The organism is Mesorhizobium sp. B2-4-6 (genome assembly GCF_006442775.1).
In the GTDB taxonomy this organism is placed as follows: Bacteria; Pseudomonadota; Alphaproteobacteria; order Rhizobiales; family Rhizobiaceae; genus Mesorhizobium.
The window spans coordinates 251,315-271,531 of the sequence record NZ_VFVI01000003.1; the positions used below are offsets into that span (position 1 = coordinate 251,315).

The 20,217-nt window shown below is 64.4% G+C and carries 21 protein-coding genes; 13 read left to right on the plus strand and 8 right to left on the minus strand.

Annotated features, from left to right (window positions below; translation table 11 throughout):
• Complete coding sequence (gene lptF / locus FJ957_RS11165; protein WP_140831281.1) at positions 1-1,197, minus strand: LPS export ABC transporter permease LptF; 1,197 nt, start codon at positions 1,195-1,197, stop codon at positions 1-3.
• On the minus strand, positions 1,184-1,594 hold the full coding sequence (locus FJ957_RS31780; RefSeq protein ID WP_181180542.1) for a hypothetical protein: 411 nt from the start codon (positions 1,592-1,594) through the stop codon (positions 1,184-1,186). The genes lptF and FJ957_RS31780 overlap by 14 nt, the downstream gene beginning before the upstream one ends.
• Between FJ957_RS31780 and FJ957_RS11170 the strand changes: the two genes are divergently transcribed.
• Positions 1,575-3,089, plus strand: coding sequence for a leucyl aminopeptidase (locus FJ957_RS11170; protein WP_140831283.1), 1,515 nt, complete (start codon positions 1,575-1,577; stop codon positions 3,087-3,089). The two genes, FJ957_RS31780 and FJ957_RS11170, sit on opposite strands and share 20 nt — an antisense overlap.
• Before the next feature lie 4 nt (positions 3,090-3,093).
• Positions 3,094-3,543 carry a DNA polymerase III subunit chi gene (locus tag FJ957_RS11175; RefSeq protein ID WP_140644496.1) on the plus strand — a complete coding sequence of 150 codons (450 nt, stop codon included), beginning with the start codon at positions 3,094-3,096 and terminating at the stop codon, positions 3,541-3,543.
• 5 nt (positions 3,544-3,548) lie between these two features.
• Here the strand turns inward: FJ957_RS11175 and FJ957_RS11180 are convergent, their stop codons facing one another.
• Positions 3,549-4,115 (minus strand): T6SS immunity protein Tdi1 domain-containing protein, encoded by a 567-nt coding sequence (locus FJ957_RS11180; RefSeq protein WP_140831285.1) that lies wholly within the window; start codon positions 4,113-4,115, stop codon positions 3,549-3,551.
• Between the two features lie 138 nt (positions 4,116-4,253).
• Here FJ957_RS11180 and FJ957_RS11185 point away from each other — a divergent pair, with 138 nt between their 5' ends.
• Genes FJ957_RS11185 through FJ957_RS11220 form a run of 8 tightly spaced genes read left to right on the plus strand, consistent with a single transcriptional unit; the run spans position 4,254 to position 11,085 of the window.
• Positions 4,254-5,243, plus strand: a complete 990-nt coding sequence (locus FJ957_RS11185; protein WP_140831287.1) for a 3-oxoacyl-[acyl-carrier-protein] synthase III C-terminal domain-containing protein — start codon at positions 4,254-4,256, stop codon at positions 5,241-5,243.
• A 3-nt stretch (positions 5,244-5,246) separates the two neighbouring features.
• Positions 5,247-6,230, plus strand: coding sequence for an NAD(P)-dependent oxidoreductase (locus FJ957_RS11190; protein ID WP_140831289.1), 984 nt, complete (start codon positions 5,247-5,249; stop codon positions 6,228-6,230).
• The gene (locus tag FJ957_RS11195; protein WP_140831291.1) at positions 6,227-7,051 is read left to right on the plus strand and encodes an MBL fold metallo-hydrolase; all 825 of its coding nucleotides are present in this window, start codon (positions 6,227-6,229) and stop codon (positions 7,049-7,051) included. Before FJ957_RS11190 ends, FJ957_RS11195 begins: the two co-directional genes overlap by 4 nt.
• On the plus strand, positions 7,048-8,304 hold the full coding sequence (locus FJ957_RS11200; RefSeq protein ID WP_140831293.1) for a CoF synthetase: 1,257 nt from the start codon (positions 7,048-7,050) through the stop codon (positions 8,302-8,304). The genes FJ957_RS11195 and FJ957_RS11200 overlap by 4 nt, the downstream gene beginning before the upstream one ends.
• A complete protein-coding gene (locus FJ957_RS11205; RefSeq protein WP_140831295.1) occupies positions 8,301-9,446 on the plus strand; it encodes a GNAT family N-acetyltransferase in 1,146 nt (381 codons plus the stop codon). Before FJ957_RS11200 ends, FJ957_RS11205 begins: the two co-directional genes overlap by 4 nt.
• Positions 9,443-10,438, plus strand: coding sequence for a Rieske 2Fe-2S domain-containing protein (locus tag FJ957_RS11210; protein ID WP_140831297.1), 996 nt, complete (start codon positions 9,443-9,445; stop codon positions 10,436-10,438). The genes FJ957_RS11205 and FJ957_RS11210 overlap by 4 nt, the downstream gene beginning before the upstream one ends.
• Positions 10,439-10,490: 52 nt before the next feature.
• The gene (locus tag FJ957_RS11215; protein WP_140831884.1) at positions 10,491-10,778 is read left to right on the plus strand and encodes a type II toxin-antitoxin system RelE/ParE family toxin; all 288 of its coding nucleotides are present in this window, start codon (positions 10,491-10,493) and stop codon (positions 10,776-10,778) included.
• Between the two features lies 1 nt (position 10,779).
• Positions 10,780-11,085, plus strand: a complete 306-nt coding sequence (locus FJ957_RS11220) for an addiction module antidote protein (protein ID WP_140831299.1) — start codon at positions 10,780-10,782, stop codon at positions 11,083-11,085.
• 6 nt (positions 11,086-11,091) lie between these two features.
• Here the strand turns inward: FJ957_RS11220 and FJ957_RS11225 are convergent, their stop codons facing one another.
• From FJ957_RS11225 to FJ957_RS11235, 3 genes are all read right to left on the minus strand, one after another.
• Positions 11,092-12,249: an ATP-grasp domain-containing protein gene (locus tag FJ957_RS11225; RefSeq protein WP_140831301.1), complete on the minus strand. Its 1,158-nt coding sequence runs from the start codon at positions 12,247-12,249 to the stop codon at positions 11,092-11,094.
• Positions 12,250-12,357: 108 nt separating this feature from the next.
• Positions 12,358-12,858, minus strand: coding sequence for a DUF995 domain-containing protein (locus FJ957_RS11230; RefSeq protein WP_140831303.1), 501 nt, complete (start codon positions 12,856-12,858; stop codon positions 12,358-12,360).
• Positions 12,859-12,990: 132 nt separating this feature from the next.
• Positions 12,991-13,902 carry a glycoside hydrolase family 26 protein gene (locus tag FJ957_RS11235; protein WP_140831305.1) on the minus strand — a complete coding sequence of 304 codons (912 nt, stop codon included), beginning with the start codon at positions 13,900-13,902 and terminating at the stop codon, positions 12,991-12,993.
• Between the two features lie 577 nt (positions 13,903-14,479).
• Between FJ957_RS11235 and FJ957_RS11240 the strand changes: the two genes are divergently transcribed.
• Together FJ957_RS11240 and FJ957_RS11245 are read left to right on the plus strand one after the other, a co-directional pair.
• Entirely contained in the window at positions 14,480-16,360 is a 1,881-nt protein-coding gene (locus tag FJ957_RS11240) for a cellulose synthase catalytic subunit (protein ID WP_140831307.1), read from the plus strand.
• A gap of 268 nt (positions 16,361-16,628) precedes the next feature.
• Entirely contained in the window at positions 16,629-17,033 is a 405-nt protein-coding gene (locus FJ957_RS11245) for a hypothetical protein (RefSeq protein WP_140831309.1), read from the plus strand.
• Positions 17,034-17,195: 162 nt separating this feature from the next.
• Here the strand turns inward: FJ957_RS11245 and FJ957_RS11250 are convergent, their stop codons facing one another.
• Both FJ957_RS11250 and FJ957_RS11255 read right to left on the minus strand, forming a co-directional pair.
• On the minus strand, positions 17,196-18,260 hold the full coding sequence (locus FJ957_RS11250) for a glycosyltransferase family 2 protein (protein WP_140831311.1): 1,065 nt from the start codon (positions 18,258-18,260) through the stop codon (positions 17,196-17,198).
• A 5-nt stretch (positions 18,261-18,265) separates the two neighbouring features.
• Complete coding sequence (locus FJ957_RS11255; protein WP_140831313.1) at positions 18,266-19,183, minus strand: lysylphosphatidylglycerol synthase domain-containing protein; 918 nt, start codon at positions 19,181-19,183, stop codon at positions 18,266-18,268.
• Between the two features lie 486 nt (positions 19,184-19,669).
• Between FJ957_RS11255 and FJ957_RS11260 the strand changes: the two genes are divergently transcribed.
• Positions 19,670-20,179, plus strand: coding sequence for a DUF995 domain-containing protein (locus FJ957_RS11260; RefSeq protein WP_246685808.1), 510 nt, complete (start codon positions 19,670-19,672; stop codon positions 20,177-20,179).
• The last annotated feature ends 38 nt before the right edge of the window (positions 20,180-20,217 follow it).

The window sequence follows — 20,217 nt, forward strand, 5'->3', positions numbered from 1 at the left end:
TCAGGCTCCCTGGCCGGAAGTGCGCCGGGCGAGCCAGAGCTTGAATGCCATCCAATTGTCGCCGGTGCGCTTGGCAAGGTTCGTCAGCCAGTCGGCCCAACTGACCGGCAATTCCATGGTGCGCGAGGAGACGATGAACCAGACCGAAACCGCGGAGGCGATGATCGGTATGCCGTAGAGCAGGTAGACGAAATACCAGACCTTGTCGGCCTTGCCGGCGGCGAAGAAGCCAAGCCATCGCACGAAAAGCGCGATTGCGATCGCCGTGATCAGCGGATTGATGCGCGCTTCGCGATGCGAGCGCGCATCGCCCGCCACCGCAAGAGCGATCAGCGCGAACACCAGCGAATAGGACCATTCGGCGAAACGCTGGTTGAGCTCCGCCCGATAGCTGCCTGGTTCGCGCTGGAACATCTTGTCGTTGGGATCCGGGTTGAGCAGATACGCCGTCGTCCGGTCCTTGGGCAAAAGCGTGATGTCGTTCGCCGCCGACAGGAAGGCCGACATGTCGAAGGCGTAAGAGGTGAAGCGGATGACGGAGAGGTCGCCGGTCACCGACTTGCGGTTGATGACGCCGTCATTCATCATCAGCACCTTCTCGTCGCCTTTTTCGACGATGCTGCCGGTCTTGGCGTAATAGGTGAGGCTGGCCCCTTCCTCGCGCGAATCGGCGACGAAGATGCCCCCGAGCCGGTTGCCGGGAAGCCGTTCGCCGACCTGCAGGTAAAGGCCTTCGTCGATCTTGCGGAACGTGCCTTCCTGGATGATCAGCGACACGAGGTCGGCGCGCGAGGCCGCCACCAGCTGGCGGTTTTTTTGCCTGGCATAGGGGTCGGCGGCGTTGTCCACGATGAAGGAAAACGCGCAGGCAAAAGCCGCGAGCAGCAGGATCGGCCGCGCGATCGTCCAGCGCGAGGCGCCCGCGGCGCCGAGCACCGCCAGCTCCGAATCGGTGTTCATCGCGCTCAGCGTCTGCGCCACCGCCACCACCAGGGCGAATGGCACCACGATCGGGATGATGGAGGGGATGATGAGCGCCGCGACCTCGAAGAAGGTCAGCGCCGATTGGCCGTTGTCGGTGACGAGGTCGATCTTGGCCAGCACCTGCGTCGTCCACACGATCGCCAGCGTCCACACCAGCGATGCGAGGAACATCGTCAGCGTGCGGCGCATGATGTAGCGTTCAACGACCTTCATGAAGGCTTTTCTCGATTTTGCCGAACGGCATCATGCCAGCCGACAAGGTAGTGATCCGGCGGCGCCCGCACAACTGGGTCATAGGCGGCTCGCTCCGGTTCGTCGCCCCACGCCGCGTGCCCCGGCGCGACGGAGTCTCCGCGTCAATGGATAAGAAATGCAAAACATCGATGGTTAACAGCACGTTACGGCAGCAAGCTAAGGTCGTGCCGGGGCGAATCCTTTGTCTATGGTGGCGCTGATATAGACAGCGATTTCGGCCAAAGTCTTGCCAAATGGCTGAAAACGACCAAATGTCGCGCACGCTTGCCAACGCGTTGCTCGCCAAGAAATACCCTTTGCCGGCACCTTCCGGCCATCCCTGAAAGCAGGACCTGATGACGTCGAGACCTTCCATTTCTTTCGCCAAGTTTGCCGCGCCGAAAAAGGGCAGCGTCTTCGTCTTCGCCGCCGATGGCGGCGGGCTCGGCGAGGCGGCGAAGGTCTGCGATCCAGCCGGCGCGCTGGCACGCGCCTTTCCGGTCGCGGATTTTTCCGGCAAGTTCGCAAGCTCGGCCGAGGTGCTGGCGCCGGAAGGAACGCCGGTCGACCGGCTGGTGGCGATCGGCGCCGGCAAGATCTCGAGCCTCGACGACAATGCATGGCTGAAGCTCGGCGGGGCCATTGCCGCTTCGCTGCGCAAGGCGGTCGAGGTGGCGGTCATCCTCGATCTGCCCGAACTGCAGCCCGACGGCCGTCAGGCGGCCAATCTTGCGGCCGGTATCCTGCTGCGCAGCTATTCCTTCGACAAATACAAGACCAGGAAAGAAGACGGGCAGTCTGACGCGAAGGGCGCCAAGAAGGCCGAGGCGGCGAAGCCCGCGAGGATAACCATCCACTGCGCCGATCCCGCGGCCGCGAAGAAGGCGTTTGCGGGCGAGGAAGCCGTGACCGACGGCGTGCTGCTTGCGCGCGATCTCGTCAACGAGCCGGCCAATGCGCTCGGGCCGGTCGAATTCGCCGAACGCGTCAAGGCGCTGGAGCAGCTCGGCGTCGAGGTCGAGATCCTGGCTGAAAAAGAGATGAAGAAGCTCGGCATGGGTTCGCTGCTCGGCGTCGCGCAAGGCTCGCCGCGCGGCGCGCGGCTGGCAGTGATGCGCTGGAACGGCGGCAAGGCCAAGGACGCGCCGCTCGCCTTCATCGGCAAGGGAGTCACCTTCGACACCGGCGGCAATTCGATGAAGCCGGCCTCCGGAATGGAGGACATGAAGGGCGACATGGGCGGCGCGGCCGCCGTCACCGGCCTGATGCATGCGCTCGCCGCGCGCAAGGCGAAGGCCAATGTGGTCGGCATCATCGGCCTGGTCGAGAATGCCGTCGACGGCCATGCCCAGCGCCCCGGCGACATCGTCACATCGATGTCCGGCCAGACGATCGAGGTGCTCAACACCGACGCGGAAGGCCGCCTCGTTCTGGCCGACGCGCTCTGGTACGCCAACGACCGTTTCAAACCGAAATTCATGATCAACCTGGCGACGCTCACCGGCGCCGTCATGGTGGCGCTCGGCCAGCATTATGCCGGCCTTTTCTCCAACAATGACGAGCTTGCCGGGCGGCTTTTCGGCGCCGGCCAGGTCAGCCAGGAGCGGCTGTGGCGCATGCCGCTCGGGCCCGAATACGACAAGCTGATCGATTCCAAGAACGCCGACATGAAGAACATCGGCGGCCGCTATGGCGGCGCCATCATCGCCGCGCAGTTCCTGCAGCGCTTCGTCCAGGACACGCCCTGGGCGCATCTCGACATTGCCGGCACCGCGATGGGCGCGCCGTCGAGCGAGATCAACCAGTCCTGGGGCTCGGGCTTCGGCGTGAGGCTGCTCGACCGGCTGGTGCGCGATCACTACGAAGGGTAGGGGGATGGCCGACATCCTGTTCTACCATTTGACCGAATCGACGCTCGAAGAGGCGCTGCCGGGCCTGCTCGAGCGCAGCGTCGAGCGCGGCTGGCGCGCGGTGGTGCAGACCGGCACCGAGGAGCGACGCGACGCGCTCGACCAGCATCTGTGGATTTTCCGCGACGATTCCTTTCTGGCGCATGCCACCGACCGCGAGGCCTATCCGGCCGAACAGCCGGTCCTGCTCACCACGGGCGAGGGCAACCAGAACGCGGCGCAGATCCGCTTCCTGGTCGACGGCGCAAGCCCGCCCGAACTATCGGGCTACGAGCGCGCCGTCTTCCTTTTCGACGGCCATGACGCCGCGCAGCTCGAAGGCGCGCGGACGCATTGGAAGACGCTGAAGGAAGCCGGCCACGCCGTGACCTACTGGCAGCAGACGCCCGACCGTCGCTGGGAGCGCAAGGCTTAGAGCCGTCAGCGATCGCCGATCGTTACCTTGTTGATTTTCGTACCGTGCGGAAGGTCTTTTACTTGCCGGTGAATCTGGCCGGCTATGTGCACTTTGACCACGAAGAAAGTCTTGTTGATTTGCTTAACGGACATTTCGCCACCGAGCACGGGCGGCTTTTCGAAGTCGTAACATTCGCCGACCCCCAAGACCAATCCCTTCTTTCGTGCCGTCGTCACTAATCCAGCCAGCAACAGTTCGTCGCGCCGATCAGGATCATTGAACTGGGTTGTAAGTTCCGGCCACGTTTCCGAGACTTCGGTCAATCGGCCTCCGACCATGTCCAGCAATTTGACGGAACCATCGGGAGCGCGGAAGAAAATGTCGCCGAACGCAGAGACTGCGCCGGGCTCCAAGCCATCAAGCCCAATCCACTTCCAGCCGTCCAGCGCTTCCCAGATATCCTTCTTTGATGGCTCGATAAACAGATGCTGGAGACCGCTCGGCCACGGGCTTCTGACAGCGTCTGCATTTGGCTTAGAAACAGAATTCCCGAAGACAAAAGAAATAAAGCGAGAAAAAGAATTAGCCATACCTCACCCCCTGGAAGCATCGCATACTTACAGCAGAATGATCGACGATCAAACATGGTCGCGCAGGCGCCGATGATGGTCGTCGCCTCGAACCGTTTTTTGCGTTAGATAGGGCCAAGCTCACGCGGCGGGGGGAGAATGCGGATCAGGATCGTCGGAACCGGCAGGGCGGTACCGGCTGAGCGCCTCACCACACGCGCCCTGGAGGCGAAGCTGAGCCTTGGCGAGGGCGCGCTTGAAACCGTCACCGGCGTCGTCGAGCGCTATGTCTGCAATGCCGAATCGCAGATCGATCTTGCCTGTGCCGCCGCGCGCCTTGCGCTTGAGGATGCCGGCGTAGAGGCCGGCTCGGTGGACCTGATCGTCGGCGGCTGCGGCGTGCCCTACCAGCCGCTGCCGGCGACCGCGCCGCTCGTCATGCAGCGCCTCGGGGTGGCGGACGGCTCGGCCGCCGCCTTCGACGTCAACAGCACATGCCTTGGCTTCCTCACCGCCTTCGAGACCGCGGGCCGCATGATCGAGGCGGGGCAGTGCGAGACGGCGCTGGTCTTCTCGTCCGAAGTCGCCTCGCGCGCTTTGCCGTGGCAGGACGCGCCGGAGATCGCCGCGCTCTTCGGCGACGGCGCGGCGGCGGCCGTGCTGCGCAAGGCCAAGCCAAGCGAGGGAAAGGTGGCGGCGAGCCTGATGCGCACCTATCCGTCGGGCTGGGAAGCCTGCGGCATCGGTTCGGGCGGCACGCGCTTCGATTTCCGCAAGGATCGGGAAGCGTTCGCGGCGCACAGCCTGTTCCACATGGACGGCAAGGAATTGTTCCGGCTCACTTCGCGCCACTTCAACGGCTTCGTCGACGCTCTGCTCGAGCGCGCCGGCTGGCGGCATGACGATGTCGATCTCGTCGTGCCGCACCAGGCGAGCCCCTTCGCGCTTGCGCATATGGCGCGCCAGACCGGTTTTGCGTCGCAAAAGCTCGTCGACATCTCCGCCCGCTTCGGCAACCAGATCGCGGCTTCCATGCCCTTCGCGCTCGACGTCGCGCGCCGCGAGGGGCGCGTCGCGCCAGGCATGAAGCTGCTCTTCCTCGGCACGTCGGCCGGCGTCTCCTTCGGCGGCATGGCGCTGGAGACCTGAGGGATGGCCGTGCTCGTCACCGGCGCCAGCGGCTTCCTCGGTGCTCATGTGCTCGAGCGGCTTGCCGCGTCCGGTATGCTGGCGCTCGGGCTCGGCCGCGATGAAGCGCGTTGCGCCGCGCTGGAGGCCGCCGGCCATCGTATCGTCCGCCACGATCTCGCGCAGCCGCTCGATGGCGCGCTCGATCCGAGGCTTGGCAGGATCGAACGGATCATCCATTGCGCGGCGCTCTCTTCGCCCTTCGGCCGCCTCGGGGATTTCGTGGCGGCGAACGTCACGGCGACACGGAACCTGCTCGGCTTCGCCGAGCGACTAGGGGTCAGCCGCTTCGTCCACATCTCCAGCCCGTCCGTCTGCTTCGCCTTCCGCGACCAGCTTGGGCTCAGCGAGGACGCGGCCTTGCCGGAGCCCGTCAATCACTACGCCCGCACCAAACGCGAGGCCGAAAAGATCGTGTTCGGCCAGCCCGCCATCCATCCGATGGTGCTGCGGCCGCGCGGCATCTATGGCATCGGCGATCGGGCGCTGCTGCCGCGGCTGATCAAGGCCGCGAGGAGCCGGCCTTTGCCGCTGTTTCGCGATGGCCGGGCGGCCATCGATCTCACCCATGTCGACGACGTCGTCGACGCGGTGCTGGCGGCGCTTGCCGCGCCCAGGGAAGCGGAGGGCCAGGTCTTCAACATCTCCGGCGGCGAAGTGCTGCCGGTCCGCCGCATCGCCGACGAGGCCTGCAGCCGCGCCGGTCTCAAGGCGCGCTGGCGGCCGACGCCGCTCATGCCGGCGATGCTGGCGGCCGGCCTGATGGAAGCGGTGGCGCTTCGGTTGCCCGGGCGGCCCGAGCCGCCGGTCACCCGCTATGGGCTCGGTCTCTTCGCCTATGCGCAAAGTCTCGATCTTTCCAAGGCGAAGCGGATGCTTGGCTGGGCACCGAAAATCTCGTTCGAGCAAGGGCTTGACCGCACGTTCGCCGGTGACGCCGAGCCATGAGGATCGTCTTCGCCAACAGCGCCTGGGTGAGCGCCGCCGAGCGGCTGATCCTGCGCGGCGGCGGCTGGCAGAGCGTCAGGTTGCGCGTCCGCTACGGGTTGATTTTTCACCCGGTTGCCGGGCCGGTGCTCATCGACACCGGTTACACGCCGGAAGCACTGACAGGCGAGGGGCGCGGGCGGATGCTGCGGCTCTATGGTGCGCTGCTGAAACCGCAGCTCAACACCGCGGAGCAGGTCCTGCCGGTGCTGCGGCGTTTCGACCTGTCGCCCGATGACATCCGCACAATCATCGTCACCCATTTTCACGCCGACCACATTTCGGGCCTGTCGCTGTTCCGCAACGCCCGCTTCATCGCCAGCGATGCCGCCTGGGCGCGGGTCAAGGCGCGCAACCCGAGGCACAATCTGCGCCATGGCGTCTTCGCCGAACTCTTCCCGCTGGATTTCGAGGCGAGGCTGGAAGGCCTGTCCGCAAAGCGGAGGGTCGAGGCGCGCGAGGATGTACCCGGCGGCTCCGATCTCTTCGGCGACGGCAGCGTGATCGCGGTCGATCTGCCTGGACATGCCGACGGCCAGATCGGCCTGCTGTTTACCGGCCTGGAGCGGCCGCTGCTCTATGCCGTCGATGCGCAATGGCTTCTCATGGCCTTGACCCAGAACCGCACGCCGGGTTTCCCGGCCACGCTGATCGCCGAGGATGCCGCGGCGATCGAGCCGACCAGCGCCATGCTGCGCCGCTTCCTCGCCGCCGGCGGCGAGGTGATACTCTGCCATGATCCCGCTCCGACATCTTATGATCTCGCGCCGGAGGCCGCATGAACGGGCTGGCGGAAGCGGCGGGCTGCTTCGCCCTGACACACTGGGTCTCGCGCAAGACCCGGCCCGGCTTCGAGCGCTGGCAGGCGGCCGCGTTGCGGCGCTTCCTCGATCGGGACCTGCCGCGCGCGTCCTTTTACGGCAAGGCGCCGGCGCACCTCGCCGACCTGCCGGTCACGGACAAGGCGCTGCTGATGGCGCGCTTCGACGAATTCAACATCCACGGTCTCACCGCTGCGCAGGCCCGGGCGGCCCTGGAGCGCGATGGCCGCGCCGGATCGCTCACTGTCGGCGCCAGCACCGGAACATCGGGCAATCGCGGCCTGTTCGTGATTTCCGAGGCCGAAAAATACCGCTGGCTGGGCGCGATTCTGGCCAAGGCGGCGCCGGATCTTCTGTGGCGCGGCATGCGCGTCGCCGTCATCCTGCCGCAAAACACCGGGCTTTACGACAGCGCCCGCAGATCGCGCCTGATCAAGCTCGCCTTCTTCGATCTGACCGCAGGGCCGGAGAGCTGGCGCGGCGCGCTCGAAATGTTCGATCCGACGGTCATCATCGCGCCGCCAAAAATCCTGCGCCATTTCGCGGCCGAAGACTTCCGGCTCCGGCCGAAGCGTGTCTTCTCCGCCGCCGAGACTCTCGACCCGGTCGATCGCCCGGTGATCGAAAATTTCTTCCGGCTGCCGCTCGACCAGATCTATATGGCGACCGAAGGCCTGTTCGCGGTGACCTGCCGGCAGGGCGGACTGCATCTTGCGGAAGACTCCGTCTTCTTCGAATTCGAGCCGGCGGGAGAGGGGCTGGTGACGACGCTGGTGACGGCCTTTCGGCGCCAAACCCAGATCATGGCGCGCTACCGGATGAATGACCTTTTGCGCCTGTCCGGACAGGCTTGCGGCTGCGGCTCGCCGCTGCGCTGCGTCGACGAGATCGTCGGCCGCATGGACGATGTCTTCCGTCTCATGTCACAGGATGGCCCGATCCTGGTCACGCCGGATGTGTTGCGCAACGCCGTGCTCAAGGCCGACCGCCGCATCGATGACTTTCGCCTCGTCCAGTCCACGCCGAGCAGCGTCGAACTCCGGCTTCCACCAACGCTCGCGGACGAAGCAGCGGAGGCCGCTCATCTGGCAGTCCGCACGCTGCTGGAAATGCGAAAGGCGGTCGCTACCGTGACGCTTATCCGCGCGCCGCTGCCGCTGGAAACAGGCCGCAAGCTGCGCCGCGTCGAATGCCGCCTGGAGCCGGCGCGATGAGCGGCGCGGCTATGATGGAAAGACCTGCGCAGCAGACCGACCGGGTCGAGAACAAGCCGGCAAAGGTCGAGGCTTTTGTGGGGCTTTTCGACGAGGTGCCGGTGCGCGATCTCATCGCCAATCTGGACACGAAAGTCGAGACGTTCGAAGTCGCCGGGCGTATTTTTCCATTGACGCTGAACAACGCCGATGAAGCGCCCAACTGCTATATCTGCTGCCCGACCTGCGCCTATGTCGACTATGCGATGGACGAGACGCGCAACTTCGCCGGTCACCCGCTGCTGCAACGCGCGCTCAACGCCCTGATTGGGGTGTGCGCGCCGCTTGTCAGGGCAAGCGGCCTCGACCATCAGGCGCAGGTCAACAACTGGCTTTATTCGACCAATCCGGTGCCGTTGCTCGACCGGCCGGCGGCCGCGTCGCTGCGCGCGGACCTGACCGGGCGTTTCCCCGATCGCGCCATCGTCGTCCGCTCGTTGAACGATATCGCCGATCCGGCGACCATTGCCGCCTTGAAGGCCGAGGGGTTCCGCATGCTGGCGGCGCGCCAGATCTACATCTTCGCCGACCGCAGCGCCGCACCGGCGATGACGCGCGACATGAAGCGCGATCGCGCCCGCCTGGGCGCGACGCCGTTCGAGCGGGTCGGCAATGGCGATTTCACCGAGGCCGACTATGCGCGTGCCGAAATCCTCTACAACATGCTCTATCTCGACAAATACACGCCGCTCAATCCGCACTACACGGCTCGCTACATCGCCGAAATGCACCGGCGCGGCATCATCGGCCTGGCGGGGCTGCGCAGGCCGGGCGGCGATCTGGTCGCCGTCACCGGCCTGTTCGAAAACGGCGGTACGCTGACCCAGCCCATCGTCGGCTACGACACAGCCCTGCCAGTCGCCGACGGGCTTTATCGCATGATGATGGCGATGGCGCAGGACCACGCCACGGCGCGCGGCCTGTTCTTCAACATGAGCGCGGGTGCCGCCGATTTCAAACGCCGGCGCGGCGCGGTCGCCGCGATCGAATACAACGCCGTCTATGCCGGGCATCTTCCGCTTCGCCGGCGCCTGGCGATCCGCGTCATGGAGACCGTGCTGGCGCTGGTCGGCATTCCCCTGCTCAGGAGGTTCGAGTTGTGAGCGAGCGGCGTGGGGAGGATCATTGGCAGGCGGTGGCGCTGTCCGCCGATATCGGCAAGCAGCCGAAGCGCATCCTGTTCGATCGTGCGCCCGTGGTGCTGTTCCGCTCGGCGCAAGGCATCGCCGCGTTGTTCGACCGCTGTCCGCACCGGCTGGTCGAGCTGTCGACCGGCAAGATCGTCGGCGGCGAGATCGAATGCCCCTATCACGGCTGGCGCTATGACGGCGAGGGCCGCTGCACGGCGATCCCCGGCCATGTCGGCGCCATGCCGCACTACCGGGTTCGCCGCTACGCGGCGATCGAGCGCGACGGCGTCGTCTTCATCTCATCCGGCACGCCGCGGTGCGAGCCTTACCTGCACTGCATGCAGGGCAGGGACATCATCGTGCGGCGGGTGCGCTCGTCGACGCAGTCGACGGTGATCGACGCGGCGGAAAACATCCTCGATGCCACGCACACCCATTTCACCCATAAGGGCCTGCTGCGCGGCCTCACCTCGAAGCGCCATCTGGTGCGAGTCGAGGTGACCGGCGGCGAAGGCTGGGTCGAGGCCAGCTACACCGGCGAGAACCGCCAGCAGGGCCTCATCAGCCGGTTGCTCGAAGGCGAGCGCGCGAAAACCATCGGCCGCTTCCGTCATCCCGGCATCGCCGAGCTCGAATATTGGGGCAAGGAGGGGCTGGTCCTGGCCACCACCTTCCATCTTCGCCAGGCCGACGAGCGCACCGTCGAAGGCATCGGCTGGCTGATCGGCCGGCGCCAGGGCCTGCTCGGCGAACTGAAGGCGCTTGCCTTCAAGCCGCTCTTCACCATCGCGCTGCACCAGGACCGCCGCGTGCTGAAATCGGCGAGCGACAACGCCCGTTTCGCGCCACAAGTCCTGCCGGTGATTGGCCCGCTCGATTTCCTGCGCCGCGACATCGCGGCGATCATGGAGGGGAAGATGCCGGCGGCGGCCGGTGAGCCGAAGGCGCACCAGATCGAGTTGTGAATTAAAATTCACGGCACTTGATTGGATCGTTTCTGTGAATTATAGTTCACGAGTGATCGAGGTTCGGCAGACTGACGAATTCGGAAAGTGGCTGCGGGACCTTAAAGATATCCGAGCCGCCAGGAAGATTGCTCAACGGATCATTCGTGTTGAAGCGGGCCTGCTGGGAGATGCCAAGTTCTTCGAAGGCATCGGCGAGCTTCGGATCGACTACGGACCGGGCTACCGTGTCTATTTCATCAGGCGCGGCAATACGGTCATCATCCTGCTTTGCGGAGGCGACAAATCCTCTCAAGACAGGGACATCAGAAAGGCCAAGCAGATGGCAAGCGAGGTTTGACATGGCTCTCAAAACCACACCATTCGATGCCACTGAATATTTCGACGACGCAGAGTCTCAGGCCGAGCTCCTTGCCGACGCGTTCGAGACCGGTGACGCAACCTATATTGCACACGCGCTCGGCGTCATCGCACGAGCTCGCGGCATGACGGCCGTGGCTAAGAACGCCGGTGTTACCCGCGAGGCGCTTTATAAGGCGCTGAGTGAAAAGGGCGATCCGCGCCTCAGCACGCTGCTGGGCGTCACCAAGGCGCTGGGTTTGCAACTTGAGGTCAAGCCTATCGGCCCGGGCTCGCTCGGGGCCTGAAGCGCCTCAACCAGGCCCATTCCATTCGATATCACGCGTCGACGCCGCCTGCAGGCTGATGCGTTGGCGCAATGCCACTCGCGCAACCTCCAGCAGCGCCGGCCATTGTGCCTTCACCGGCGCGGAATCTCCCGGCCAGTCGAGCAATTCCTCGCCCTCGCGCATCGCCTTGCGAAAGTGGGCGAGCCCGCCTGAGCGCAGCGCGGCCGGCAGCCCAAAGATCCACATCGCGAGTCGCACGGTTTGCGGCACGGACACATCGGGAATGACTTCCTGACCGTCGCCGAGCACGGCATCCACAAAGCGCGCCGGATCGCGGAAGAAATGCAGGCCGCTCACGGCGCGTGGGTTGCATTCGAGCGGCAGCACGCGGCCATCCGCCTCGCGCATCAGGTCGAAGGAGATCTGCCCGGTCCATGCGGTGCCGGCGACGATGCGCTCGACCAGGTCGCGCGCCGCATCGTCCTCGACCCGCTCGAAGAAGATGCCGGCGCCTTTGCCGGCGCGGTAGAGCGAGCGGTAGAGTGCAAGCGCCTTGAGCCTGCCTTCTTGCGCCACCGCATAGGCGCTGATCTCCTTGCCCTCGACAAAACGTTGCGCCACCCAGGGCATGGCGGGCGAGGGCGCGATCACATCGAGGAAATCCGGTGTCGGACGCAGCAGAACGTGGCTGGCGAAGCGCGACCAGACCGGCTTGAACACCAGGTCGCGTGAGCGGCCACGTACCGCCTCCAGATCGTTGAGGGAATTGAGAAGCGCCGTTTCCGGCACCGCGAGGCCAAGCTGTTCAGCCAACCGGATGAAGCTGTGTTTGTTGTGAACCTGCGCCAGCAACGCGATATCGGGGGCGAACAATCGCGCCGGCATGGTCCTGCCGCGCCAGGCGAGCGCGAGGTGAAAGAGCTCCTCGCAGGTCGGGACGACCATCTCGACGCCTTCCGCTCGGATCAGCGCCTCCACCGCATCCGCATAAGCCTGCGGCTCGAAGCGCGGCGGCGGCAGCCGGCAATAGCGCGCGCAGGCCTTGCTCGCCGCCGCGATGGGCCTCGCCGGCGTGTCGGCCAGGATCACCCTTTTCCCGGCGCCACGGAGAAGGCGCGCCAGATGCAGCGCCACCGGCGCGCGTGCCCCTGTAATCAGGATGGGTCTGTCAGCCGTCTGCATCGGTCATTCGCGGTCGTTCCCGTCGCGAAAACCGTTGCGCGAATCGCCTTGCCAGGCAATCGCGCTGTTCATGCCAACCCGGCATGGCGCCATGCCGGCGGGCAGCGACTACAACTTCGCCTTGAAGCGTTTCACCTTCCTGCCGGCGTAGTCGCCGTTGCGCAGGCTCGATTTGCCGTGGCGATCCTTGAACTCATACCAGTCTCCGCTCGGAGATTTGCGCTGGTAGATCACCTTGCCGGCCTGGCGATGCTCGAAGCAACTCAAGGAGGTCTTGGCGCCCCACGAGCCGTGCCAGGTTGCCCGGAAACACAGTTTGCCGTGGCCGGGCATGAACCAGAGACCCTCGCCGTAGCTCTTGCCACCCTCGGTGGACCACGCTGTGAACTGTCGCTTCTGCACGGCAAAATACGCAGCACCGTGATTGCCCCAGCGCCATGAACGATTCTTGTAGAGCTGATAGACACCTTCGTCGGAAACGACGACGGCCTTCGCCGCCTTGGCGTCAATCCTGTTCGCGGCTTTGGCCATTGCAGCACCCTGCTGGCCGACAACAAAAACGGAGAAGGCGAGCGCCGCTCCGAGCAGATTTCCCAACACCCTGTTCACGATTTTACTCCGCCAACTCATTTACGCCACGCGCCTTGCATCGGCTCCCAAGGCCCGGCCCTGGGAGCGATCCCTATCAAACTGGAAAGCTGGAGCCCGTCCCTGTTCTGCCGGACGGGCGTGGCCTCGCCACTACGGCAGGACGTGCTGGGTTACCCGCCAGTCGGGCAGCCCATAGCCGCCCAGCCACGGCCAGACTTCCTTCTGGTTGAAGTAGACCACCGAGGTCAGGGCCGGAAACTCCGCATAGGACTTGCGCGAGTCGTCAGCCCATTTCGACACGTAGTCCTCTTTTCCGACATAGCCCAACTCGGCAACAATGACCGGCTTGTTGAATTTCGCGACACGGTCATAGCCTGGCTTCAGCGTTTCTTCGAATGTCCGGTCGCGGCCGGCCTCGTCATTGTCCTTCTTCTGCAGGCCGAACACCGACAGGCCGATGACGTCGACGTAATCGTCGCCGGGGTAGTATTTTTCGAGACCCTCGACACCCTTGGGCGACCACATGTATTTTGCCGCGGGCGCGACCTTGCGGCAGACGTCCACCTCGCGCTTGTAGGCGGCGATCCAGTCCTTCGGCGCCCAGTTGGCCCAGGTGAAGCGACCGTTCTTGTCTTCCATCTCTTGCGCCCAGCGGATGGTGACCGGGCTCTTCATCTGCCCGACAAGGCTGCAGATCGCCTGCATGTTGGCGTCGTATTTGCCGCTCAATATGCCGTCGCGCAGTTCGGGCGGCGTGATGCGCCAGTCCTTCGACCATGTCCAAGGCTCGATGGTGATGAGCAGCGAGCGGCCGCGTTGCTGCGCATAGGCGTCCGCCAGCGGCAGCGTCGACAGGTCGACGTCTTCCCAAGGCAGGAACAGTTCCTCGATACTGGCCGACTTGTCATTGCTGAAATCGCCGTAGGGATCGTAGGAGCCGAACGCCGACGCGGCCGAGCTCGTCTTGATCGGATCCGTCCCAGCGGGCGATCCGGCCGACGCCGGTAAGGCCACGCCGAGAATGAGTGCCGAAACAACCGCGGTTGCTGTGGAGAGTTTCATTCCCGTCTCCCATGGCTTCAATGTCCCGCCGGACCTTTGAAGCTTGCCACGACGTGCCGACCGAAACCGGTACGCAAACCCAAATATCGGTCTGCTCACGTGAACTGCGGGTTTTCCGAGCGACTGGGACGGGTGCGTCTCACGCTGTGCCGTCCACTACGATAGTCTATCGAGGCCCTATACCCAGACCTTTAAGACAAGGTCGCCGCGATACTCACAAATTCGCGCCAACAATACGATATTAACCCTTCCTCATATAAGAGCCTATGCCCGGCGAGAGTCAAGCGCAATTAACCGTTACTTAACCTTGTTGCTATCGGCATGGTTAACCGCGCGCATGGCAAGATCGGCCGCCCGGACGGGCGGACGCTCTTGATCAAGTCGACAAAAGGCCGGGCCGGCGCGGCTGCGCCCGGAAGGTAATGGCACGCAGACAAGGGAAGGTTAACCAGTTCGCAACAAGCGTGGTTAACGAAAACCTAATTCTGTTGACTCCGCATTAGCGTCGGCTGATTCTGTCGCCGGGTGAACGTCCTCGACCGGTTTTTGGTCGGGCGCGCAAGGCGGCGGGTAGAGTATGAGTACGTCGATGGATGCCGGCATCTCCGGCGGGGCGGCAAAGTCCGCGCGCCGATCCGATGCAGTTCGGACTGACATCGGCCCGAAGGGCCCTTATCTCGTGCCCGTTCTCACTTCCCGCCAGCGGCTGATCCTACGGCTGGGTCTCGGTTTCTGGTTTGTCACGCTGGCCTTCTTCTGGTCGTGGTGGCTGCGACCCTCCCATGTCGAGCATATCGGACCCTTCGCCTTCGCCACCATAGTGTTGGCCTGGCTGACCTTGATGCCGATGTATTTCCTGCTCAACGTCCACGCCTCGAGGAAGTCGTCGAAGCTGCACACGATCCCGAAGCGCTCGCGCGTGGCCATGGTGGTCACCAAGGCGCCGTCCGAGCCTTTCGCCGTGGTCCGCCGCACGTTGGAGGCGATGCTGGCGCAGGATTATCCGCACGACACGTGGCTTGCGGACGAGGACCCGAGCGAGGAAACGATTGCCTGGTGCGACGCGCATGGCGTGCTGGTATCGACGCGGCGCGGCCGCCAGGATTATCATCGCAAGACCTGGCCGCGCCGGACGCGCTGCAAGGAAGGCAACCTGGCCTTCTTCTATGATCATTACGGTTACGAGCGCTACGACTTCGTCGCCCAGATGGACGCCGACCACGTGCCGTCACCGACCTATCTGAGGGAAATCCTCTATCCCTTCGCCGATCCCACAGTCGGCTACGCATCGGCCCCCAGCATCTGCGACAACAACGCCGACGAAAGCTGGGCGGCCCGGGGCCGGCTGTTCCCAGAAGGCATGTTCCACGGCCCGTTACAGTCCGGCCACACAGGCGCCGGCGCGCCGCTCTGCATCGGTTCGCACTACGCGGTCAGGACGCTGGCGTTGCGCGAGGCGGGCGGGCTTGGTCCGGAACTGGCCGAGGATCATTCCACCTCGATGTTGATCAACGCCGCCGGATGGCGCGGCGTGCATGCCATCGACGCCATCGCCAATGGCGATGGCCCGCAGACCTTCGCCGATCTGGTAACCCAGGAATTCCAGTGGTCGCGCAGCCTGATGACGATCCTGCTCGAATACACGCCGAAATATTTCGGCAAACTGCCGCCGCGGCTAAAATTCCAGTTCCTGTTCTGCCAGCTTTGGTACCCGCTGTTCGCGGTCTTTGCGCTGATGATGTATGTGATGCCGATCTATGCGCTGTTCACGGGGCGCAATTTCGCCGACGTCATGTATGTCGAGTTCGTCTTCTATTATGCGCCGAATTCGGTGGCGCTGGTCGGACTAGTGATGATGCTGAAGGCTTTCGGTCTGTCGCGGCCGATGACGGCAAAGACGCTGAGTTGGGAAGGCACGCTGTTCTTGTTCTTTGCCCGCTGGCCGTGGGTGCTCTGGGGCACGCTTTCGGCTGTGCGCGACTACGTCACGAAATCCTTCGTTGACTTCCGTGTTACGCCGAAGGGCAGCGGCCCGAAGCATCTTCTGCCCGCACGCGCCTTCGCGCCCTATGTCCTGCTGGCGATTGGCGCGGCCCTGCCGGTGCTGCTTGTCAAACATCCTTTCGACGCCACCGGGTTCTACTGGTTCGCCACCTTCAATGCCTTCCTCTATGGCCTGCTCGTCACGGTGATCATTGCCAGGCATGTTCGTGAAAACGGTATTCCGCTGCGCGCCAATGCCGCGAAATTCACCCTGCACGCTTTTCTCGCGCTGATCGCGCTCGGCGTCCCGATCGCGGGCTTCTACGATCGCGGACTTGAGGGCATCTACGGCCTGCAGCAGGGGGCCGGCGGCTTTCGCATCGTCAGGATCGCCTATGTGATTTCCGGCGCCGGCATGGGCGAGATCGGCTCGCGCAAGTTTTATTTCGACCCCGGCTGGGAAGCGCCGCGCTGAGCCGAGAGCATGCGAGAGGCCGTTTGCCCCGCAGGGTAAGGCCGCTGCTTCATCATGGCCTTCCCGAAAAAAGATCAAATTTTAATAATAGTCGATCGAGTCGCGAAAGATCGCGCTCATCATCTTGTTTGCGCGAATTTTAATAAGTCCCCTCTAATATTAAGCCACGATGTGAATGGTGATCAGCCGTTCGCCCCGCGCGGAAGCCAAGGAATGAGAAAGTATATCCGCGGCGGAAACAACGCGTATTTCGTGGCAGGGGATAACAATGAACGATTTCATGAATGAAGCAGCGGCTGTCGGCAAGAGATATGCTTGCGCCATTGCCGCCATTGCACTGGCCTCGATCGTGTCTGGCTGCCAGAGCATGGACACGATGAACACCAGCTCGATCAGCACCGTGTCGGCAGCCCACACCACCACAAAGAAGGTGCAATACCTCAAGAAGCAGCGGCTGCCTCGCATCCACCGCAAGCCGCTGACGCAGACGACCAGCGTGACGCGCGTCAGGGAAGAGGCCTACGCGGCCTACGTGCGTACGCAGCGCGTTCGCTTGGCCGGGCCGGTCAGGATTTCCTACAGCCCGGGCAGCGTCGGTCCGCTGCTTGGCCATTCGCCGTGGATCTGCGGTCCAAGCGGTTTCGGCCAGCACTCGGCTTGCCGGGCGCGTTAAAAACGCCGAAGCGCCGCCGCTCGGCGGTTCCGTGAAACGCTGAACCGCACTGGGGCCGGATGACTGCAGGTCGAATCGACCCGAAATCTGAATCCGGCACGCCTTTCGGCATCATGCTCCAAGGGTGGGCATCGCGAGGCAAGGGAATGTGCGCTATCAGCGCTACCCCTTGCCTCCGGTCGCCGGCTTGCTCGGCCAATGCCAGCCGTCGCCCTCGCCATGCGCGGGCTGCGGCCGCGCCACATAGGCGAGCGCGCCATTGGCCTCGAGATAGACGCGCGACAGCATCTCGGCGAGCACGCCCGACGTCACCGCCTGCAGCCCGGCGATCACCAGGAAGAAGCCGGTGATCAGCATCGGCCTGGTGCCGATGTCCTGTCCCCAGAAAACCTTGATCGCGAAGAGATAGGCGAGGATCAGCGAGCCGAGCACGCCGAGCACGATGCCGATGCCGCCGAAGAAATGGCCAGGCCGCGTGCGGTAGCGCAGGAAGAAGAACATGAAGACGAGATCCAGCACCACGCGGAAGGTGCGAGAGATCCCGTATTTGGACTGGCCGTGGATGCGGGCGTGATGCGTCACCACCTCCTGGGCGATGCGGCGCGGCGTCGTCACGGTCGCCAGCCATGCCGGGATGAAGCGGTGCATCTCGCCATAGAGCCGGACGCTGCGGATGACGCTGCCGCGGAACACTTTCAGGCTGCAGCCATAGTCCTTGAGCTTAACGCCGGTGACGCGCGCGATCAGCCTGTTGGCGATGCGCGAGGGCAGGCGGCGCAACCAGAACCCTTCCTTGCGGTCCTTGCGCCAGCCCGCGACGAGGTCGAGATCCTCGGTCAGCAGGCGGTAGACCATGCGCGGAATGTCGAACGGGTCGTTCTGCAGGTCGCCGTCGAGCGTGGCGATGACGTCGCCGCGCGCGGCGTCGAGGCCGGCCTGCATGGCCGCGGTCTGCTTGTAGTTGCGCACCAGCTCCACGCCATGCACATGCGGCCCGTATTGAGCCGCCAGCCGGCGGATCTCGGCGGGTGTGGCATCGGTGCTGCCGTCGTCGACCAGCACCACTTCCCAAGGCTGGCTGTAGTTCTCCATCGCCTGATGGATGCGGACGAGCAGCGGCTCGACATTGTCAGCCTCGTTATACATCGGGATGACGATGGAGAGCTTGTGCTCGGGCATGACGGCGCCCTCGGGCAGTCCCGATGCGGGAATGGGAAGCACGTTCATGGCGGTCATTTCCTTGCCGGTCCCGCCGCCGGGTTTTCCGGCAGCGTCGATTTCGAGGGGAACAGCCAGGCGATCGCACCGGTTGCGACCGCAGAGCATAGGATGAAGAGATGCAGCGCCAGCGCCGCCTGCAGGCCATCCTTCATGGCAATGCCGGAATAGCGCAACGCGGCTGCGGCGCCCGCCTCATAGGTGCCGAAGCCGGCGACGCCCTGCACCGGCAGGATGGCCGCGGCTTCCGCGCCGACGGCGCCGGGAAAGGCGGTCTGGAACGAGGTGTTAAGCACCATGGCGAGCAGCCATCCCTGCACGCCGAGCTTCAGCGCCCAGTTGGCGATCGTCCACCACCAGCCATAGCGCGAGCGTCCCGTCGCTTCGGTGAAGATATCGCGCAATTTGCCGAGCTTCGAGAGGATCCTGCCGCCAGTGGTCCAGTTATGCGGCGCGCGCGCCCAGCGCGGCAGATACCATGCGGCGGCGATCAGCGCCGCGATGCCGGCGGCCCTCAGCGCCGGATGCACGCCCGGCCAGACCAGGCAGGCCAGCACGCCGACGACGAAAGCGTCCTGCAGCCTGAACCAGAGGAGAGAGGCGCTGGCGCGCATGATCGATACGCCGAACACCTGGCGCAAAAGGATCGGGAAGGCCGTCTCCCCGCCACGGAACGGCACCACGTTGATCATCGCATTGTGGATCAGGATGATGCGAAGCACGGCACCGAAGCGGCCGTTCACGTCGGCGCGGAATTCGTCGCAGACGCGCAACGCTCTCAGCACATAGGTGACGAACAGCGCCGCCGCCACCGCCGCGAAGGCGCCGGGCGTGATGGAGGCGAAGGCGTCGCCCACCATCTTCCAACGCTGGTCGCTGGCAAGCCATGCCAGCAGCGCCAGGGTGACGACTATCGATATCGCTCGCTTCAACCAATCCTCCGATGGCGCCCGCCGCCGCGTAGAAGCGGCTTATCCGGTGGTTCGACAATTCACGCCTTTGTCCGCGGATCGCTTCGCCGGCGCGCCTCGAACGGCGCGCCGTCACGGGCGGGTGATCCTATAGACCAGCATCGTATCCGAATCCACAAGCTTGGCCGCGGTCTTGTCGAGGTGGTCGATCACCCGTCCTGTCAGGGCTTCGAGCGAGTTGACATCGCGCCGCGCGCGGCTGTTAATAGGACCAAGGGCGCTGCTCGCGCCGCCATCGGGCCGATAGGCTCGGGCAACGTGACGGATCGCGGAAAGCCCGAAGAAACATCTTCCAGATCATAATTCCTCGACCCGGGCCATGTCAGGGTCGAAAGGGGGCCTATTTATATGCGAGCGCTCATCGGAACGACAGCTGAAACCACGTCGCCATGCGAACCGGGATCGACCGGACGGGGCTCGAGAGGTAAGCCCTCAAGGCGCGTTTGGTTGCTTCCACTGCTGGCCGTCTGTGGCCAACTGGCCTTCATCGGCGCCGCCGGCGCGACCACGGCAAAGAACAATGCGCCCGTCGAGGCGGCCGCCAAGCCCGAAGCAGCTCCGACGGCTTTCGAGTTGCAGCTCCTTTACGCCGATCGCACCTGGAACTGGGAGAATGGGGCGGCTTATTTCGGGACGGACAGACGGCTGCGGGCCTGGACAGGCGGACAGGATGCGCCGGCCGTCGGCGAGGGCCGCTGGCTGGTGACTGAGACCGGCAAGATGTGCATGGAACTCGCGTGGCGATCCAAGACCTACAACACCAAGCCGCAGCGCACCTGCTACAGTCACCGTGTCGAGAAGGGCAATATCGAGCAGCGCAAGGATCCGGACGGCGGCTGGTACGATTTCAAGCACGCCAAGGATAATCCCGCCGACGAACACCGCAAGTTCGAGGCGGGCAACACCAAGGGCGCTCAGTTCGACGAGGCTCGCAAGCTCATCGACACCAAGAGCTAGGGTAGCCCGGCAAAGTCCAAAATGGAGGCTCGCTGAGA

Bases quoted from the DNA above. Each gene is read 5' to 3' on its own strand.
- FJ957_RS11235 (WP_140831305.1), bottom strand. From the start codon at position 13,902: ATGAAACTCTCCACAGCAACCGCGGTTGTTTCGGCACTCATTCTCGGC.
- FJ957_RS11245 (WP_140831309.1), top strand. From the start codon at position 16,629: ATGAACGATTTCATGAATGAAGCAGCGGCTGTCGGCAAGAGATATGCT.
- FJ957_RS11240 (WP_140831307.1), top strand. From the start codon at position 14,480: ATGAGTACGTCGATGGATGCCGGCATCTCCGGCGGGGCGGCAAAGTCC.
- FJ957_RS11205 (WP_140831295.1), top strand. From the start codon at position 8,301: ATGAGCGGCGCGGCTATGATGGAAAGACCTGCGCAGCAGACCGACCGG.
- lptF (WP_140831281.1), bottom strand. From the start codon at position 1,197: ATGAAGGTCGTTGAACGCTACATCATGCGCCGCACGCTGACGATGTTC.
- FJ957_RS11175 (WP_140644496.1), top strand. From the start codon at position 3,094: ATGGCCGACATCCTGTTCTACCATTTGACCGAATCGACGCTCGAAGAG.
- FJ957_RS31780 (WP_181180542.1), bottom strand. From the start codon at position 1,594: ATGGAAGGTCTCGACGTCATCAGGTCCTGCTTTCAGGGATGGCCGGAA.
- FJ957_RS11225 (WP_140831301.1), bottom strand. From the start codon at position 12,249: ATGCAGACGGCTGACAGACCCATCCTGATTACAGGGGCACGCGCGCCG.
- FJ957_RS11250 (WP_140831311.1), bottom strand. From the start codon at position 18,260: ATGAACGTGCTTCCCATTCCCGCATCGGGACTGCCCGAGGGCGCCGTC.
- FJ957_RS11185 (WP_140831287.1), top strand. From the start codon at position 4,254: ATGCGGATCAGGATCGTCGGAACCGGCAGGGCGGTACCGGCTGAGCGC.
- FJ957_RS11200 (WP_140831293.1), top strand. From the start codon at position 7,048: ATGAACGGGCTGGCGGAAGCGGCGGGCTGCTTCGCCCTGACACACTGG.
- FJ957_RS11195 (WP_140831291.1), top strand. From the start codon at position 6,227: ATGAGGATCGTCTTCGCCAACAGCGCCTGGGTGAGCGCCGCCGAGCGG.
- FJ957_RS11220 (WP_140831299.1), top strand. From the start codon at position 10,780: ATGGCTCTCAAAACCACACCATTCGATGCCACTGAATATTTCGACGAC.
- FJ957_RS11170 (WP_140831283.1), top strand. From the start codon at position 1,575: ATGACGTCGAGACCTTCCATTTCTTTCGCCAAGTTTGCCGCGCCGAAA.
- FJ957_RS11190 (WP_140831289.1), top strand. From the start codon at position 5,247: ATGGCCGTGCTCGTCACCGGCGCCAGCGGCTTCCTCGGTGCTCATGTG.
- FJ957_RS11180 (WP_140831285.1), bottom strand. From the start codon at position 4,115: ATGGCTAATTCTTTTTCTCGCTTTATTTCTTTTGTCTTCGGGAATTCT.